We start from the raw sequence: 17,857 nt of genomic DNA, 5'->3' as shown, positions 1-17,857 counted from the left end.
AACCCCCCATGGCCGGCAGTCAGATCGAACGTGTTTTCAGCGTGCTGGAAAGCCTCACCAGTGACCCTCGCGGCCTGCCGATGCAGACGCTGGCGGAGCAACTGGACATCCCCAAAAGCGCGACCCACCGCCTGCTCGCCGAGCTGATTCGGCTGGGTTACGTGCGACAGAATCCGGAGAACCTGCGCTATCACCTGTCGACCAAACTGGTGGCGATGGGTTTTCGTTACCTGTCGAGCACCGGCGCCGATATCGTGCAACCGGTGCTCGATCGCCTGGCCGAGGAAACCGGTGAGCTGGTGCGTCTTGGCGTTATTGAGGGCGAGCGCCAGGTCTGGATCGCCAAGTCTCAAGGCGCCCGCTCGGGGCTGCGTTACGACCCGGACATGGGCCGTGATGCGCCGTTGTTCTACACCGCGTCGGGCCACGCATGGCTGGCGTGCATGAGCGATGCCGAAGCGTTGTCGCTGGTTGAACGTCAGGGTAGTGAGCGACCGAAAGACCTGGGGCCGAATGCACCGCGTTCCAACATTGAGTTACTGGAGCGCCTGCGTCTGGCGCGAGAGCAGGGCTACGCCTGGGTCGAAGAGAGCTCGGCCGTGGGCACCTCAGCGATAGCGGCGGTGGTGCGCCACCCAGGCGACGGGCGAGTGATCGGTGTGCTGAGCATTGCCGGGCCAAGTGCGCGGATGCCGGGGGCACGGTTGCATGAGCTGGCGCCGTTGTTGTTGAGGTTTACTGAAGAACTGTCCGCCGCAAGCCTTGCTTCTGAGTTGTTCAGCTGACGTTTCAAAAGATCGTGTGCGCTGTTCGCACACTTTTGCGGTACGCCTGTGTAAGAATCTGGAACCTGGTTCTAAATTGTCGGAATTCATCCTTCCAACAATAATCACAAGAGGACCGCACCATGACTTCGCCCCTTCGCATCGCCCTGATCGGTGCCGGCAACATGGGCCAGCAGCATTACCGGCATCTGCAAACCCTGACGCAAGCGACGTTGTGTGCGGTTGCCGATCCGGGCCCACAAGCGGCAGGCCTCGCGGCCGAATGGGGCGTGGGGTATTTCGCCGATTACCGTCAGATGCTGGAGCAGGTGAAGCCAGACGCGGTCATCGTCGCCAACCCGAACACACTCCACGTCGGCACTGCGCTCGATTGCCTCGCCGCGGGTGTGCCGGTGCTGCTGGAAAAACCGGTCGGTGTGCACCTGGATGAAGCGCGCGAACTGGTGGCCGCGTCGAAAGCCACCGGTGTTCCCGTGCTGGTCGGCCATCATCGCCGGCACAATCCATTGATCGTCCGCGCCCATGAACTGGTGCAGGGTGGCGCTTTGGGGCAACTGACGACGGTGACGGCGCTCTGGCAGCTGCGCAAACCCGACAGCTATTTTGAAACGCCGTGGCGCCGCGAGCCCGGCGCGGGGATGTTGCTGACCAACCTGATTCACGACCTCGACCTGCTGCGCCATCTGTGCGGCGAAGTGCGGCAGGTGCAGGCGATCACCAGCAATGCGGTGCGCGGGTTTGCCAACGAAGATTGCGCGGCGGTGCTGCTGCAATTCGACAATGGCGCACTGGGCAGCCTGACCGGTTCCGACGCGGTGGCAGCGCCCTGGAGTTGGGAGCTGGGTTCCGGGGAGAACCCGGTCTACCCGCGCCAGGCCGATCAGCCGTGTTACTTGCTGGCCGGGACGAGCGGTGCGTTGAGCATTCCGCAGCTCAAGCGCTGGCACTACGCCGACGTCGATGGCGGATGGCATGAGCCGTTGCTGGCGGAGCAGGAAAGCTTTAGCGCCGATGAAGCGTTGCGTTTGCAGTTGCAGCATTTCGTGCGCGTGGCGCGTCGGGAAGTCGAACCATTGGTGAGCGCTGCCGATGCTGCGCGCACCCTGGCGCTGGTTGAAGCGATTCGCGAGGCCGCCGAAACCGGTCGTGCCTGCACCCCGATGTTGATCGAGGAATGAACATGAGTGAGCGGATCTTTTCCCTGGCCAGCCTGACCGTGCTGGAGTTGTCTCCGCCGGAAATGGTGGACGTTGCGGCGCGTGCCGGTTACAGCCATGTCGGATTACGCCTTGAACCGGCGACACCCGAAGAACATCACTTTGCGCTGGTAGCCGATGTCGGTTTACGGCGTGAGACGCTGGCGCGGCTGCGCGATACCGGCATTCGTGTGCTGGATGTTGAAATCCTGCGTCTTAAACCGCAAACCGTCGTCGCCGACTTCGAGAAGATTCTGGCGGTCGGAGCGGAATTTGGTGCCAGTGAATTGCTGGTGGCCGGTAACGATTCTGACGAACAACGACTCACCGAGAACTTCGCCCGGTTGTGCGATCTGGCGGTACCTTTCGGCCTGCATCCGCACCTGGAGTTCATGCCGTGGACTGATGCGCGCAATCTCGAACAAGCGGTGCGCGTCGTCGAAAACGCTGACCGTGAAAACGGCGCTGTGTTGGTGGACGCGTTCCATTTCGACCGATCGGGCTCGCGGCTGGAAGATCTGGCCAAAGTTGCCCCGTCACGGTTACGGTATGCACAGCTGTGCGATGTTGAGGGGCCACGGCCAACGGACATGGCGGAGATTTTGCGTCAGGCGCGTAACGAACGGCGTTTTCCGGGCGATGGCGATTGTGATCTGGCGGGGTTGTTGCAGTGTTTGCCGGCTGATATTCCATTAAGCCTGGAGATTCCCACCGTGAAGTTGTTGGAGCAGGGCGTGAGCGGGTTGCAGCGGGCGCAGATGGCGTTGGATAAAACCCGGGAATTGTTGGCGCGGCGGTAAGCGGTGCTGCGCACCTATCGCGGGTAAGCCTCGCTCCCACAGGTTATCCAGTGTTCATGTAGGAGCGAGGCTTGCCCGCGAAGCTTTTGACTTTCGATGTAAAAAAGGATCGCTCATGACCGTCAGCACACCGCTCTCCGGCGTAAACCAACCCTTCAAGGGGATTCTGCTGATCGTCGTCGCGACCTTCCTGTTTTCCAGTCACGACGCCTTGTCGAAATATCTATCGGGGTTCTATCCGATCGTCATGGTGGTCTGGGCCCGCTATGTGGTTCACACCCTACTGATGGCCGGGATTTTCCTGCCGCAATCGGGGTTGCGAGTTCTGCGTACCAAACGGCCGTTGCTGCAGTTGCTGAGGGCGTTGTGCCTGTTGGGCACCAGTTTGTTTTTCACCACCGGTTTGCAGTACATCCCGTTGGCCGAAGCCACGGCGGTCAACTTTCTCGCCCCGGTTCTGGTCACCGCGCTGTCGGTGCCACTGCTGCGTGAGCGGGTCACCCGTGGCCAATGGATCGCGGTGATTTGCGGATTTGTCGGCGTATTGATCATCGTCCACCCCGGCGGTGATCTGTTCACGCCAGCAGTCTTGCTGCCGCTCTGCTCGGCGCTGTTTTTCTGCTTCTATCAATTGCTCACCCGCAAGCTCAGTGAAATCGACAGCCCGACCACCAGTAACTTCTTCGCCGGCCTGTGCAACACCCTGGTGATGAGTGCTCTGGTGCCGTTCTTCTGGAAAGTGCCAAGCCTTGGGCATGGACTGATGATGGTTGCACTGGGCGCCTGCGGGATGACGGCGCACCTGTTTCTGACCCAGGCGTTCCGCCACGCCGCCCCCGCGCTGCTGGCGCCGTTCGGCTATTGCCAGATTGTCTTTGCCGGTTTGCTCGGCTGGCTGCTGTTTTCTCACACGCCGACCCTGACCACGGTGGTCGGGATCGCCGTGATTTGCTGCAGCGGGTTGGCGGCGGCGTGGCAACAAAGCCGCCGCTGAGGCCGGTCAAAACCTGAAGCGCACCACCAGGTTTTGCAGGCCCGCCGCCAGTCGCGACAACTCCTGGCTGGTGGCGCTGGTCCGGGTCGCGGCGTCGGCGCTTTCCAGCGACAGGTCGCGGATGTTCAGCAGATTGCGATCCACTTCACGGGCCACCTGCGCCTGTTCTTCCGAGGCACTGGCGATCACCAGGTTGCGTTCATGGATCTGCTCCATCGCCCGGGTGATTTCTGCCAGCGCCATCCCGGCCTGTTCAGCAATCGACAAGGTTTCAGCGACACGCTGACTGTTGTCGTGCATCGACATCACCACGCCGTCGGTGTCGCCCTGAACCCGGCCAATTATCTGCTCGATCTCCCGGGTTGATTGCTGAGTGCGATGTGCCAGCGCCCGAACTTCATCGGCCACCACCGCAAAACCGCGCCCGGCTTCCCCGGCTCGCGCGGCCTCGATGGCGGCATTGAGCGCGAGCAGGTTGGTCTGTTCGGCGATGGCGCGGATCACGTCCAGCACCTTGCCGATTTCCCGGGACTGCTCGGCCAGGGTCTGAACCTGTTGCAGTGCGATGCCCGCATTGCTGCTCATCGCCTGAATCGAATCCAGTGTTTCAATCACCCGCGCCTGGCCCTGGCCGGCTTGCTGCGTTGACTGGCGAGTGCTGTCGGAAGTCGATACCGCGTTGCGCGCCACTTCTTCCACCGCGACGGTCATTTCGTTGACGGCCGTGGCGGCCTGCTCGATTTCATTGTGTTGCTGTTGCAGCCGACTGGAATCCTGCTGAGTGCTCTGATTCATCTGCAGGGCGGCGGCCGCCAGTTGTGTCGACGTGCCGCTGATCAGTTGCAGGGTTTCCCGCAGGCTGGTCTGCATGGCCGACAGGGCCTTGAGCAAGCGTGCGGTTTCATCGGCGCCGTGGCTGCGGATCGGTTGACTCAGGTCGCCGGCGGCCACTTGTTCGGCCACTTCGACCGCCTGACGGATCGGCATGACGACGCTGCGAATCAACAGCCAGGCCAGGCACAGGGTCAGGAGCGCGACCGCTATCAGCGCACCGATCACGGTGATTTTTACCTGGTTGTAGAGTGAGTCAGCCTGGTTGGCCGAGAGGCTGACTTCGTTGGCGGAAAGGGCCATCAATTCGGCGAACTGGTCACCGGTCTGGGTCGAGTAGTCCTGGATTTTGCCATTGAGCAAGGCGGTCATTTCTTCGCTGCGGTTCTCCCGCGACAGCGCTTCGTATTGCGCCAGCGCCTGGCGGTAACTGGTGACGGTGGCGACGAACTTTTCGTACGGCGCCCGATTGTAATCACCGACCAGCGGGGTGAATTTTTCCAGCGTCTCTGCAAGCCAACCCTGCACTTGGTGCAGGCGTGTGACGGTGGCGTCGAGCACTTTTGGATCGCGGTTGAGCGCCATGCGCAAGCTGAGCACGCGAATACTCAGGATGTAGTCGCGGATTTCACCCAGGTGGCGAATGCTGGGCAGCGAGATGTTTTCAGTGTGCTGGCCGGTGGCGCGGACCTGCGCGACCTGTTTTAGGGCGAACAGTCCCTGCAACAGGACCAACAAGGCGATGACGCCGAAGCTGATCACGGCACGCTTGGCGATGCTCAAGTTACCTGGCGACATGGTGTGCCTCTGTGGCTTCAAGAAAAAAAGGGGAAATTGATAAACCGCGCACATAAAAAAACGCAGGCCCGGGATCAGGCCTGCGTTTGAGGTGTATCAATCTTTTAAGGTCGGAATCTTGCGCGGTGCCATGAAGTACATCCAGGTCAGCGCGATGAAGTACATCGCCGGAATCATGGTGAACAGCACGGTGTAGTTGTTGTTGGTGATGGTCAGGATGTGGCCGACCAACTGGGTCATGAACATCCCGCCGATGGCCGCGCACATGCCGCCGAAGCCGAACACCGTACTCATCATGTGTTTAGGCGTGTAGTCCATCACCAGGCTCCAGATGTTCGCGGTCCAGGCCTGGTGTGCGCCGATGGCCAGGGAGATGGCGAATACCGCGAGCCACAGGCTGCTCGAACCGGCGGCCATGACCACGCCGATGATGCAGCAGGCGAACAGGAACATGGACATCAGTCGCGCCTTGATCGGCTTGATTCCACGACCGATCAGGAACGAAGACAGGATCCCGCCGCCGACGCTGCCGAAGTCAGCCGTGAGGTAGATGATGATCAGCGGAATACCCATCTGGGTCACGTTGATCCCCAGGTTGTATTGCTGATTGAGGAACGGCGGCAACCAGTACAGGTAGAACCAAAACACCGGCGCGGTGATCGCGTAGGCGAGGGCGAAGGCCCAGGTGCCACGCATGCGCAGGATTTTCGAGAACGGTACGCGGGATTGTTCCGGCTCGACTTCCTTCTGGATGTAGTCCAGTTCCGATTGTTTGACGCTCGGGTGATCTTCCGGGTTGAAGTACTTCAGACCCCAAAACAGCAACCAGATGCCGCCCAGCGACGCCATGCACAGGAACGCGGCTTGCCAGCCCCAGGCGTGAAGGATCAGTGGCAGCAGCATCGGTGTGAACATCGCACCGACGTTGGTCCCGGCGTTGAAGATACCGGTGGCCACGGCGCGCTCGCCAGCAGGGAACCACAACCGCGTGGTTTTCACACAGGCCGGGTAGTTGGCGGCTTCGGTCAGACCGAGAATGAACCGGCAGACCATGAAGCCCGCCGCCGAAGTGGCCAGGCCATGAGCGCCGGTGGCCAGGCTCCAGAGCAGTACTGCGAAGAAGAACACGCGCTTCACGCCGACCCGGTCGATCAACCGGCCTTGCAACACGAAACCAACGGCGTAGCCGACCTGGAACCAGAAGTTGATGTTGGCGTAGTCCATCGCCGTCCAGCTCATTTCCTTGGCGAGGATCGGCTGCATGACGCCCAGGGCGGCGCGGTCGATGTAGTTCAGGGTGGTGGCGAAAAATACCAGCGCCAGCATTCCCCAGCGGGTTTTGCCAACGGCCATGGCGCCGCGGATTTTGTCGCCGATGCCGCCAGTGGCGACGCTTTGGGCCGAAGCCACGCGAGAGCTTTGAGAAGGAAACATGTGTGTGCCATCCGTTCAATGACTGACAAGCGAGGCTTGTCGGGACTTCAAGGGCGCGTGATCAATCGATGGCGACGGGCGCGGGTGAGATTGATCGGCTGAGGTGTTCTCGTCAGGTGACGACAACGTTTTATTCAGCGAGCGGCACGGTTCGGCCGAGGGGGCGCAAGGTTCGGATGGACACCAGGTCTGGCGTGAGATCGGTGGAGCAAGCAAACAAGGCGTTGAATGAGCGCATGAGCGTGTACCCGTTTTTTGAAATTTTTATGTGGTGTTCAGGGTCTTTGGTAACCGAGTCCATGGGTTCGTGACCGGACTCAATGTGGTGTCGATGGTGCGCAGTGGACGAAAAATCGTCAATTCGCCAACCGCCATTGTGTTCGATAATCGCCCGCAAAACTAACTGGGTAGTACACTTTGAATTGCTGTGCGGATTCGTCAAGCCAATAATTTACCCAACAAGAATGTCCCCACCACCGGGAGTCGACACATGCAGCGTTCCATTGCCACCGTTTCCTTGAGCGGTACCCTGCCGGAAAAACTGGAAGCCATCGCCGCCGCCGGTTTTGACGGGGTGGAAATTTTCGAGAACGACCTTCTCTACTACGACGGCAGCCCACGGGAAATCAGGCAGGTGTGCGCTGATCTCGGGATCGCGATCACTCTGTTTCAACCCTTTCGGGATTTCGAAGGTTGCCGCCGCGATCGCCTGCCGCGCAATCTGGAGCGGGCCGAGCGTAAGTTCGACTTGATGCAGGAGCTGGGCACCGACCTGGTGCTGGTGTGCAGCAACGCCTCGGCCGACTCCATCGGCGATGAGCAGATCCTGGTCGACGATTTGCGCCTGCTCGCCGAACGGGCCGGCGCTCGTGGTTTGCGGATCGGTTACGAAGCGCTGGCCTGGGGCCGACACGTGAACACGTATCAACAGGTGTGGAACATCGTTCGCCAGGCTGACCATCCGAACCTCGGTGTGTTGCTGGACAGTTTCCATACGCTGTCGCTCAAGGGCGACCCGAAGGCGATCGCCGAGATTCCCGGCGACAAGATCTTCTTCGTGCAAATGGCCGATGCGCCGATCCTGGCCATGGACGTGCTGGAGTGGAGCCGGCATTTCCGTTGTTTCCCGGGTCAGGGCGAATTCGATCTGCCGGGGTTCCTCGCGCCGATCATCAAGAGCGGCTACACCGGCCCGCTGTCGCTGGAGATTTTCAACGACGGCTTCCGCGCCGCGCCACCCCGGGCCAACGCCGCCGACGGCTTGCGTTCGTTGCTGTACCTGGAAGAGAAAACCCGCCAGCGTCTGGAACAGGAGGCCACGCCTGTGGCCAATCGCGACATACTGTTCGATACCCCAGGCGCCAGCGAATACAACGGCATCGAGTTTCTTGAATTCGCCGTGGACGAAAGTCTCGGCGCCAAGCTGTCCCATTGGCTGGAGCGGCTGGGTTTCGTCAAGGCCGGGCAACACCGTTCCAAGAGCGTCAGCCTGCTGCGCCAGGGCGATATCAACCTGATCCTAAACTCCGAGCCTTACTCCTTCGCCCACAGTTTTTTCGAGGCCCATGGTCCGTCGCTGTGCGCCACCGCCGTGCGGGTCAAGGACAGTGCCAGTGCGCTGGCGCGTGCCGTGGCTTATAAAGGCCAGCCGTATCGCGGGCTGGTAGGCCCTAATGAACTGGAGCTCGCCGCCGTGCGTGCACCGGACGGCAGTCTGATTTACCTGGTGGACCAGAATGCAGACGTCTATGGCACCGATTTCAATCTGCAATCCACAGCCGTGGCCAGCGGTGGCCTCAAGCGCATCGATCACATGGCCATGGCACTGCCCGCCGACAGCCTCGACAGTTGGGTGCTGTTCTATAAGAGCCTGCTGGATTTCGAAGCCGACGATGAAGTGGTGCTGCCCGACCCGTATGGTCTGGTGAAGAGCCGTGCCTTGCGCAGCCGTTGCAGTTCGATCCGCCTGCCGCTGAACATTTCCGAGAATCGCAACACCGCGATCTCACACGCGCTGTCGAGCTATCGCGGTTCCGGCGTGCATCACATCGCTTTCGATTGTGACGACATCTTCGCTGAAGTCAGCCGCGCCAAGGAGGCGGGCGTGCCGCTGTTGGATATCCCGCTCAACTACTACGATGACCTCGCCGCGCGCTTCGATTTCGATGATGAATTCCTCAGCGAGCTGGCGTATTTCAACGTGCTCTACGACCGTGATGCCCAGGGTGGCGAGCTGTTTCACGTGTACACCGAGCCGTTCGAAGGACGGTTCTTCTTTGAGATCATCCAGCGCAAAAACGGCTATGCGGGTTACGGCGCGGCCAACGTGGCAGTGCGATTGGCGGCCATGGCCAAATCCCGAAGTGGTGGCGTACGTCAGGCAAAGTTGTAGGAAAATCGTAAACACGGGTACAAAACCGCTGCCGCACGGCTTCCTTCACTGTGCGCAGCGGCCCATAATCGCCCACTTGTGCAGTGATGGCCGTGAGCCCGCAATGACAATAATTTCAGAACTCCCTGTAGCGCCCGAAAAGCCAATGGCCGAGCCTCGCAAGAGTCGCAAGAACAACCCGGAAAAAACCCGCGAGAACATCCTTCAAGAGGCTATCGTCGAGTTCGTCCAGCAGGGGCTTTCCGGTGCGCGCGTCGATGCGATCGCCGAGCGCATCCACACCTCAAAACGCATGATCTATTACTACTTCGGCAGTAAGGAACAGCTCTACGTCGAGGTGCTGGAAAAACTCTACGGGGATATCCGCAGCACCGAAAGTCGCTTGCACCTGGCCGAGCTGGCGCCGGTGGAGGCGATTCGGCGGTTGGTGGAATTCACCTTCGATCACCATGATCGCAATGTCGATTTCGTGCGTATCGTCAGCATCGAGAATATTCACAATGCCGAGTACGTGAAGCGCTCCGATGCGATCAAGGCGATGAACAACACCATCCTCGATTCACTGGGCGAGATTTTGCGTCGCGGGGCCGCCGAAGGAGTATTCCGCGCCGGCCTTGACCCGCTGGATGTGCATCTGCTGATCAGTTCGTTTTGCTTCTATCGCGTGTCGAACCGTCATACATTCGGTGAGATCTTTCAGATCGACTTGCCGGACGAAAGCATCAAGCAGCGTCATCGGGAGATGATCTGTGAGTCGGTTTTGCGGTATCTACAGGCCTGATTTTCAGGTCCCTTAAAAGATCGCAGCCTCGTTTCACTCGACAGCTCCTACAAGTACCCATACCCCTGTAGGAGCTGTCGAGTGAAACGAGGCTGCGATCTTTTGCATTTCAACCATTCATGCTTTGAAAATGCGCCAGCATCCGCTGGGCGTCCGGCACCACGCCGCTGAATAGTTCAAACGCCTTCACCGCCTGAAATACTGCCATATTGCCGCCATCCAGGGTTCGGCAACCCAACGCACGGGCGTTACGCAGCAGTTCGGTTTCCAGCGGGAAGTAAACGATCTCCGCCACCCACAACTGCGCCCGAAGCAGCTCTACCGGCACCGGCATGCCCGGCAGCTTTTTCATGCCCATGGGCGTGGTATTCACCAGCCCGTCAGCCTGACCCAGTGTGCCCGGCAAGTCATGACCGGCCATGGCGCGGCCAAAACCGAAATGCTGATTGAGGTTGTCCGCCAAAGACTGAGCCCGGCTGTGATCCACATCGAAAATGCTCAGCAGTTGCACGCCTTCGCTCAATAACGCGTGGGCCACCGCCGCGCCTGCGCCACCGGCGCCCATTTGCACCACTCGCTCACGGGCAACGTCCTGCAGGCCGCGACGAAACCCTTCGGCGAAGCCCAGGCAATCGGTGTTGTGGCCGATGCGTTTACCGTCCTTCAGCACCACCGTGTTCACCGCGCCAATGCCGCGGGCCTCCGGCGACAATTCGTCGAGCAACGGGATAATCGTCTGCTTGCATGGGAAGGTGATGTTCAGCCCGGTGAAGTTCATCCGCTCGGCGGCCATCAGCAGGTCGGGCAGGGCGCCGCTGTCGAGTTTCAGTTGATCCAGATCGATCAACCGATACAGGTAGCGTAAACCCTGCGCATCGCCTTCGCGCTCGTGCAGCGCCGGGGTGCGGGAAGCCTGAATGCCGGCGCCGATCAGCCCGGCGAGTACCGCGGTGTTCTGTGTCATCACGCTTAACCTTTCAAACGTTGGCTGAAATGCTCCAGCGCCAAACGATAGCCGTGGCTACCGAAACCGCACATGACCGCCGTGGCGATCGACGAAACAAAGGAGTGATGCCGGAAGGGTTCGCGGGCATGGACGTTGGACAAGTGCACTTCGATCACCGGCAGTTCGCTGGCGACCAGGGCATCGCGAATGGCGACCGAGGTGTGAGTCCAGGCGGCCGGGTTGATGACGATCCCGGCGCAGCGGCCACGGGCGGCATGAATCCAGTCGAGCAGTTCGCCTTCATGGTTGGTCTGGCGAAACTCCACTTTCAGGCCGAACTCTTCGGCGGCGCGACCGCACAGCGCTGAAATATCCGCCAGGGTTTCGTGGCCATAAGTTGCCGGTTCACGGGTACCAAGCAGATTCAGGTTCGGGCCGTTGAGCACCAGAACGATAGGGGACATCGGGTCTCTCCACTTATTATTTTTGGAATTGGCCGAGGGTTTCAGCCTGTGGAGATAAATTGTACTAACCAGTTAATTCGGTCAATTGAAGAGGCGACGCAGCGGTTTTTTGTGTGCGGTGATCGGACATATGCAAAAAGATCGCAGCCTGCGGAGCTCTTACAGGTGCGATCTTTTCAGCGCGGCAGACGCTCTACCAGAAAATCGATGAATGCTCTCACGCGCAACGGCATATGGCGGCTTTGCGGATACAGCAAAGTGAAGGGGCGGGAGCGCCCGCCATAGGGCTTGAGCACTTCCACCAGCGAGCCATCCGCCAGTTCGTTTTCGACGATGAAGCGATAGGTTTGAAACAGTCCGGCGCCGTGTTTCGCCAGCGTCACGCCGCCCAGTACGTCATCGGAACAGCAGTAATTACCCTCGGCCAGAATCTCCAGCGGCACGCGGTTATCGTTGAACAGCCAGGCAATCCGCCGCCCGCTGCTGGGCAGTTCGAACTGGATGCATTCGTGGTGCGCCAGGTCGTCCAGGGTCTGTGGAGTGCCAGCACGCTTGAGATAGTCAGGGCTGGCAATCATCACCAGCGCCGCGTCCTCCAGCGGCCGGGCAATCAGCCCGGAGTCGGGAATGGCGCGCACACGGATTGCCATGTCATAGCCTTCGCCGACGAAATCGATGTTGCGATTGCTGATGTGTGTCTCGACTTTCACAGCGGGAAAACGCGCCCGAAACGCCGGCAGCAGCGGCAGGATACGGTGGTGGGCATAGGTGGTGGGAATGCTGATGCGCAAGGTGCCGGAGGGTTCCTGCTGTTGGCCCATGACTTCGCGCTGAGCCTCGACCAATTGCGCAAGGGCCAGGCGACACTCCTCGAAATAGCGCCGGCCACTGTCGGTCAGCTTGACGCTGCGGGTAGTACGCGCGAACAGCCGCACACCCAGACGTTCTTCCATCCGCGACACCGAGCGGCTGACCGCAGCCGGCGTCACACCCGCCACCAGGGCCGCGGCGGTAAAGCTGCCGGCTTCGGCGGCCAGGCAAAACAGTTCGATGCTGCCGAGCTGAAGATCGTCGAAATGTCGCTGCATGATTGATTACACCGGGAATCAAATGGAGTGTCTGAGGCTGTATTTATCAAAGATGGGCGCACAAATACAGGGCGTTTCAATCGCCCACAAAAAAGCCGTCCCAAGGACGGCTGATTTGTATAACGGCTGCAATCAACGACGGGTCAACAACACTCCGGATTCCATGTGATGGGTCCACGGGAACTGGTCGAACATCGCGCATTGGGTGATGCGGTGGGTGTCGTTCAGTTGGGCGATGTTGGCCGCGAGGGTTTCCGGGTTGCAGGAGATGTAAAGGATGTTGTCGAAGCGCCGGGTCAGCTCGCAAGTGTCCGGGTCCATGCCGGCGCGTGGCGGATCGACGAACACGCTACCGAACTCGTAGCTCTTGAGGTCGATGCCGTGCAGGCGACGGAACGGGCGAACTTCGTTCAGGGCCTCGGTCAGCTCTTCGGCAGACAAACGCACCAGCGTGACATTACCCACCGCGTTTTCGCTCAGGTTGCTGAGCGCGGCGTTGACCGAGGTCTTGCTGATTTCGGTGGCCAGCACTTTGCGCACGCGGGTAGCGAGCGGCAAAGTGAAGTTGCCATTGCCGCAATACAGCTCCAGCAGATCATCCGGGCGATCACCGAGAGCGTCATACGCCCAGTTGAGCATCTTCTGGTTCACCGTGCCGTTGGGCTGGGTGAACGCGCCTTCCGGCTGGCGATAGCTGAAGGTGCGGCCGCCGACTTCAAGCTTCTCGACCACGTAATCATGGCCGATCACTTCGCGCTTGCCCTTGGAGCGACCGATGACGCTGACGTTCAGGTCGGCTGCCAGCTTCGACGCCGCTGCGTGCCAGTGCTCGTCCAGCGGGCGGTGGTAGCACAGGGTGATCATCGCATCGCCGGCCAGCGTGGTCAGGAACTCCACCTGGAACAGTTTGTGGCTCAGGGCTGCACTCGCTTGCCACGCCGCCTTGAGCTGCGGCATCAACTGGTTGATGCGCAGGCTTGCGATCGGGAACTCTTCGATCAGGATCGGCGTGCGTTTGTCTTCCTGGGAAAACATTGCGTAGTGGCGCTCGCCGGCTTCACGCCACAGGCGGAATTCGGCACGCAGGCGGAAGTTTTGCAGCGGCGAATCAAACACCACAGGTTCGGGCGCATCGAACGGGGCCAGCAGGTCGCGCAGGCGCGCGACCTTTTCTTCGAGCTGAACGGCGTAAGCCTGGGAATCAAAAGTCATGCGTTGAACCAACCCAACTTGATCACGAACAGAATCGACAGAATCACCAGCGCCGAATTCAATTCACGGCCGCGACCGGACAACAACTTGGTGGCTGTCCAGGAGATGAAACCGAAGGCGATGCCGTTGGCGATGGAGTATGTGAACGGCATGGCCAGGGCGGTGACCACGACCGGTGCGGCGACGGTGATGTCGTCCCAGTCTATTTCCGCCAGGCCGGATGTCATCAACACGGCGACGAACAGTAACGCAGGCGCCGTGGCGAAGGCTGGAACGCTGGCCGCCAATGGCGAGAAGAACAGCGCCAGCAGGAACAGAATCGCCACCACGATGGCCGTCAGGCCGGTGCGGCCACCGGCACTCACGCCTGCTGCGGATTCGATGTAGCTGGTGGTGGTCGAGGTGCCCAGCAACGAACCGGCCATGGCCGCGGTGCTGTCGGCGATCAGGGCACGACCCATTTTCGGCATGTGGCCGTCCTTGCCCATCAGGCCGGCGCGCTTGGCGACGCCGATCAGGGTGCCGGAGTTGTCGAACAGGTCGACGAACAGGAACGCGAAGATCACGCTGACCAGACCGATGTCCAGTGCGCCTTTGATGTCCAGTTGCAGGAAGGTCGGCGCCAGCGACGGTGGCACCGACATCACGCCGCCGAACGGGGTGAAGCCCAACAGGATGGAGACGATGGTCACCGACAGAATGCCGATCAGCACCGCTCCACGGACTTTCAGGGCCTCCAGGGCGACGATCAGGGCAAAGCCCAGGGTCGCGAGGATCGGCGCCGGTTGCTTCAGGTCGCCGAGGCCGACCATGGTCGCCGGGTTGCTGACGACGATGCCGGCGTTGTGCAGGGCGATCAGTGCCAGGAACAGGCCGATACCGGCGGCAATCGCCGAGCGTAGCGCCAGTGGGATGCTGTTGATGATCCATTCGCGGATGCGGAAGATCGACAGCAGGAAAAACATTACCGCCGAGAGGAACACCGCGCCCAGCGCCACTTGCCAGGTGTGACCCATGTGCAGGACCACGGTGTAGGTGAAGAAGGCGTTCAGGCCCATGCCCGGTGCCAGGGCGATCGGGTAGTTGGCGATCAGGCCCATGGTCGTCGAGCCGATGGCGGCTGCCAGACAGGTGGCGACAAACACCGCGCCCTTGTCCATGCCGGTCTCGCCGAGGATGCTCGGGTTGACGAACAGAATGTAGGCCATGGCCAAAAAGGTCGTGACGCCCGCCAGAATCTCGGTCCGCACGTTGGTGTTGTGTGCCTTGAGTTGAAACAGCCTTTCCAGCATGTCTGCTCCCCGTGGCGCGCCCGGCGCCGTGAATGTATCGACCTCAACAGCAAAGCACAGACCGCCGCAGGCGCCTGAGAATTTTCTGTGGGTCGGAAAAAGCCGCGCATCATACCAGCAGCGTGGGGCTATGGCTGCTTATGGCTGCGATCGTCGTCGATGTTTTGCCAAAAAGGGAACTGAGCCATACTGCGCGCTGTTTTTTTGGGGGCGGGAGGGGTGAATATGAAGTACATGAACAGGCGTGTGGTTGCCGCATTCGCAATAGGGGGCGCGTTGTTCCTGGGCGCCCAAACCGCCTCGGCAGCGACTGCGCCACCGTTGAGCCAGGTCAAGGTGCTCAAGGTCGAGTCACCCAGCTGTGGCTTTGAAGATATTGCAGACAAGCAGGAGCAGACCCGTTGCGATCACAAGGGGCCGAACATCAAGGTTTATGTGCTGGAAGTCGGTTATGGTCGTGAGGCCCATGTCGCGTTGGACGGTTTCGAAGTGGATGGCACCCGGACCAAGGTTTGCGCCTTCGATAATGGCAACCTGACCGATTGCTCTGAACGGACCAAAGTGGTCGGCTACTTGTACATCTTCGATCTGAAGGGCAAGCAGGACGGCATCTTCACGTTCAGCAATACCTCGATCAACGCGCCGGGCAACACGATGTCGACGCAGCTTTACATCAAGTAACGGCTGAGCTCGAACAAGGGTCAGGAAAGCTGACTACGCTTTAAAGATCATCCTGTGGACCGCGCCCATGACCTTTAGAGCACTGATTACCCTCGCCGAGGGCATCGACGATCTGCAAACCGTGACCCTGATCGATGTACTGCGCCGCGCCAAGGTTGAAGTGGTGGTGGCCAGCATCGAGTCGCGCCGCATGCTTACCTGCGCTCGCGGCACCCGCCTGACCGCCGATGCGATGTTGGTCGATTTGCTGGCCCAACCCTTCGACTTGATCGTTTTGCCCGGCGGCGCCGTGGGGGCGCAGCATTTGGCGGCCCATCAACCCCTGCAACAATTGATCAAGGACCAGGTTGCCGCCGGGCGCTTGTTCGCCGGCATTGCCGAAGCGCCGGCGCTGGCGCTGCAGACTTTTGGCGTGCTGCGTCAGCGGCGCATGACGTGCCTGCCTTCCGTCAGCCATCAATTGTCGGGCTGCAACTTCGTCGATCAACCGGTGGTGGTCGATGGCAACTGCATCACCGCCCAGGGGGCGGGCGCCGCGCTGGAGTTTGCGCTGACGCTGGTGGAGCAACTCTGCGGTAAAGCCACGCGGTCGGCGGTGGCGGGGGAGTTGCTGGTGTAGAAGACTGCTTCAGGCCCTGACCTCTTCCACCGGCACATGCATGCGGTCGCGGTTAGCCAGGGTCGGAAACAGTTTGACCCAGACCCCGGTCACCAGCAGCGTGCCGATGCCGCCCATCACCACGGCCGGCACGGTGCCGAACCAGTGGGCCGTCAAGCCGGACTCGAATTCGCCGAGCTGATTCGAAGCGCCGATGAACAAGCCATTCACGGCGCTGACCCGACCGCGCATTTCGTCCGGGGTTTCCAGCTGCACGAACGAGGCGCGGATCACCATGCTGATCATGTCCGCTGCGCCCAATACCACCAGCACGGCGAGGGAGAACCAGAACGAAGTCGACAGGCCGAAAGCGATGGTCGCCACACCGAATACGCCCACGGCGGTGAACATCACCCGCCCGACGTTGCGTTCCACGGCAAATCGCGCCAGAAACAGCGACATCAGCAGTGCGCCCACCGCGGGGGCTGAACGCAGCAGACCCAGACCCCAAGGGCCGGTCAGCAGAATATCTTTGGCGAACACCGGCAGCAGCGCAGTCGCGCCACCCAGCAGGACGGCAAACAGATCCAGGGAAATCGCCCCGAGAATGTCCGGGCGGCTGCGAATGAAGCGGATACCTGCCAGCAGCGAATCCAGGGTTGCCTTGCCCTTGTTCAACGGTGTCTGCCGGGCCGGGAGGTTAAGCATCAGCGCACAGGCGATGAGGTAGAGGATCACCGTCGGGCCATACACCCAGACGCTGCCGAAGGCGTAAAGCAGACCACCGAGGGCCGGGGCAACGATGGTGGCCGATTGTTGCGCAGATTGCGCGGCAGCAACCGCGCGCGGGAATAGAGCACTGGGCACGATGCTCGGCAGCAAGGCCTGGGTGGTCGGCATCTCGAAGGAACGGGCGGCGCCGAGCAGGAACGCGAGGATGAAGATCATCTCTCGGGTGACATGGTCGGTCGCGCTGCCGATGGCCAGTGACAGGGCAATCAGCGCTTGCACGGACTGACAGATCGCCGCGACCTTGCGCCGGTCATAGCGGTCCGCGACATGCCCGGTGTGCAGCATGAACAACACACGCGGGGCAAATTCCACCAGACCCACCAGACCCAGATCTAGCACATTGCCGGTCAGTTGATACAGATTCCAGCCGATGGCCACGGTCAACATCTGAAAACCGCTGGCGGTAAATACTCGAGCCAGCCAGAACGCAATAAAAGGGCGGTGATGACGTAACAGCAGGGGCGCTTGGCTGGGCATCTGAAGGCAAGTCTGGGCGAGGGGAAGGGCGAGATTATCACCAACCTGTAACCAGAAGTTGCGAGCGCGGAAAATTTAGTTAGCTAGACACCGATCTCTCAGAACATACAAATCCCCTGTGGCGAAGGAGTGTGCTCCCGCTGGGCTGTGAAGCAGTCCCGAACCTGCTACCTCATACCTCTGGCACATCGCATTACCCGGTTTTACGACTGCTATGCAGCCGAGCGGGAGCAAGCTCCCTCGCCACAGGGAATGTATTGCAACGCTTGACCAAACCCGTGAGGCAACCTGTCACG

Annotated in this window: 16 protein-coding genes; 8 read left to right on the top strand and 8 right to left on the bottom strand. The window is 60.5% G+C overall.

The features are described 5' to 3' along the window. Window positions 1-8: 8 nt before the first annotated feature. The 4 genes from PMI21_RS16945 (at window position 9) to PMI21_RS16960 (ending at window position 3,775) form a co-directional block, all read left to right on the top strand. A complete protein-coding gene (locus tag PMI21_RS16945) occupies window positions 9-785 on the top strand; it encodes an IclR family transcriptional regulator (protein WP_007937309.1) in 777 nt (258 codons plus the stop codon). 122 nt (window positions 786-907) lie between these two features. Further along, entirely contained in the window at window positions 908-1,963 is a 1,056-nt protein-coding gene (locus PMI21_RS16950) for a Gfo/Idh/MocA family protein (RefSeq protein ID WP_007937307.1), read from the top strand. 2 nt (window positions 1,964-1,965) lie between these two features. Continuing rightward, on the top strand, window positions 1,966-2,781 hold the full coding sequence (locus tag PMI21_RS16955) for a sugar phosphate isomerase/epimerase family protein (RefSeq protein WP_007937305.1): 816 nt from the start codon (window positions 1,966-1,968) through the stop codon (window positions 2,779-2,781). Window positions 2,782-2,896: 115 nt separating this feature from the next. Further along, on the top strand, window positions 2,897-3,775 hold the full coding sequence (locus PMI21_RS16960; protein ID WP_007937303.1) for a DMT family transporter: 879 nt from the start codon (window positions 2,897-2,899) through the stop codon (window positions 3,773-3,775). 6 nt (window positions 3,776-3,781) lie between these two features. Here the strand turns inward: PMI21_RS16960 and PMI21_RS16965 are convergent, their stop codons facing one another. Both PMI21_RS16965 and PMI21_RS16970 read right to left on the bottom strand, forming a co-directional pair. Further along, entirely contained in the window at window positions 3,782-5,404 is a 1,623-nt protein-coding gene (locus PMI21_RS16965; RefSeq protein ID WP_007937302.1) for a methyl-accepting chemotaxis protein, read from the bottom strand. A 96-nt stretch (window positions 5,405-5,500) separates the two neighbouring features. After that, complete coding sequence (locus PMI21_RS16970; protein ID WP_007937301.1) at window positions 5,501-6,838, bottom strand: MFS transporter; 1,338 nt, start codon at window positions 6,836-6,838, stop codon at window positions 5,501-5,503. A 490-nt stretch (window positions 6,839-7,328) separates the two neighbouring features. On the opposite strand from PMI21_RS16970, the gene quiC reads away from it, so the two are divergent. Both quiC and PMI21_RS16980 read left to right on the top strand, forming a co-directional pair. Next, the gene (gene quiC / locus PMI21_RS16975) at window positions 7,329-9,230 is read left to right on the top strand and encodes a 3-dehydroshikimate dehydratase QuiC (RefSeq protein WP_007937300.1); all 1,902 of its coding nucleotides are present in this window, start codon (window positions 7,329-7,331) and stop codon (window positions 9,228-9,230) included. A gap of 103 nt (window positions 9,231-9,333) precedes the next feature. Further along, a complete protein-coding gene (locus PMI21_RS16980; protein ID WP_007937299.1) occupies window positions 9,334-10,011 on the top strand; it encodes a TetR family transcriptional regulator in 678 nt (225 codons plus the stop codon). Between the two features lie 109 nt (window positions 10,012-10,120). Here PMI21_RS16980 and PMI21_RS16985 read toward each other — a convergent pair whose 3' ends face one another. From PMI21_RS16985 to PMI21_RS17005, 5 genes are all read right to left on the bottom strand, one after another. Continuing rightward, a complete protein-coding gene (locus tag PMI21_RS16985) occupies window positions 10,121-10,975 on the bottom strand; it encodes a shikimate dehydrogenase (RefSeq protein WP_007937298.1) in 855 nt (284 codons plus the stop codon). Between the two features lie 5 nt (window positions 10,976-10,980). Further along, window positions 10,981-11,421: a type II 3-dehydroquinate dehydratase gene (aroQ, locus tag PMI21_RS16990; RefSeq protein WP_007937291.1), complete on the bottom strand. Its 441-nt coding sequence runs from the start codon at window positions 11,419-11,421 to the stop codon at window positions 10,981-10,983. A 176-nt stretch (window positions 11,422-11,597) separates the two neighbouring features. Beyond that, window positions 11,598-12,509 (bottom strand): LysR family transcriptional regulator, encoded by a 912-nt coding sequence (locus PMI21_RS16995; protein WP_007937289.1) that lies wholly within the window; start codon window positions 12,507-12,509, stop codon window positions 11,598-11,600. Window positions 12,510-12,641: 132 nt separating this feature from the next. Then, window positions 12,642-13,721, bottom strand: a complete 1,080-nt coding sequence (gene trmA, locus PMI21_RS17000) for a tRNA (uridine(54)-C5)-methyltransferase TrmA (RefSeq protein ID WP_007937288.1) — start codon at window positions 13,719-13,721, stop codon at window positions 12,642-12,644. Beyond that, window positions 13,718-15,013 (bottom strand): NCS2 family permease, encoded by a 1,296-nt coding sequence (locus PMI21_RS17005; protein WP_007937287.1) that lies wholly within the window; start codon window positions 15,011-15,013, stop codon window positions 13,718-13,720. Before PMI21_RS17005 ends, trmA begins: the two co-directional genes overlap by 4 nt. A 225-nt stretch (window positions 15,014-15,238) precedes the next feature. On the opposite strand from PMI21_RS17005, the gene PMI21_RS17010 reads away from it, so the two are divergent. Both PMI21_RS17010 and PMI21_RS17015 read left to right on the top strand, forming a co-directional pair. Beyond that, complete coding sequence (locus PMI21_RS17010) at window positions 15,239-15,694, top strand: DUF4879 domain-containing protein (RefSeq protein ID WP_007937286.1); 456 nt, start codon at window positions 15,239-15,241, stop codon at window positions 15,692-15,694. Between the two features lie 67 nt (window positions 15,695-15,761). Beyond that, window positions 15,762-16,313, top strand: a complete 552-nt coding sequence (locus tag PMI21_RS17015) for a DJ-1 family glyoxalase III (RefSeq protein ID WP_007937285.1) — start codon at window positions 15,762-15,764, stop codon at window positions 16,311-16,313. Window positions 16,314-16,322: 9 nt separating this feature from the next. Here PMI21_RS17015 and PMI21_RS17020 read toward each other — a convergent pair whose 3' ends face one another. Then, window positions 16,323-17,561 carry an MFS transporter gene (locus PMI21_RS17020; protein WP_007937284.1) on the bottom strand — a complete coding sequence of 413 codons (1,239 nt, stop codon included), beginning with the start codon at window positions 17,559-17,561 and terminating at the stop codon, window positions 16,323-16,325. Window positions 17,562-17,857 lie beyond the last annotated feature (296 nt).

It is taken from the genome of Pseudomonas sp. GM18 (genome assembly GCF_000282195.1).
In the GTDB taxonomy this organism is placed as follows: Bacteria; Pseudomonadota; Gammaproteobacteria; order Pseudomonadales; family Pseudomonadaceae; genus Aquipseudomonas.
This window is presented reverse-complemented; position numbering and strand designations above follow the sequence as displayed.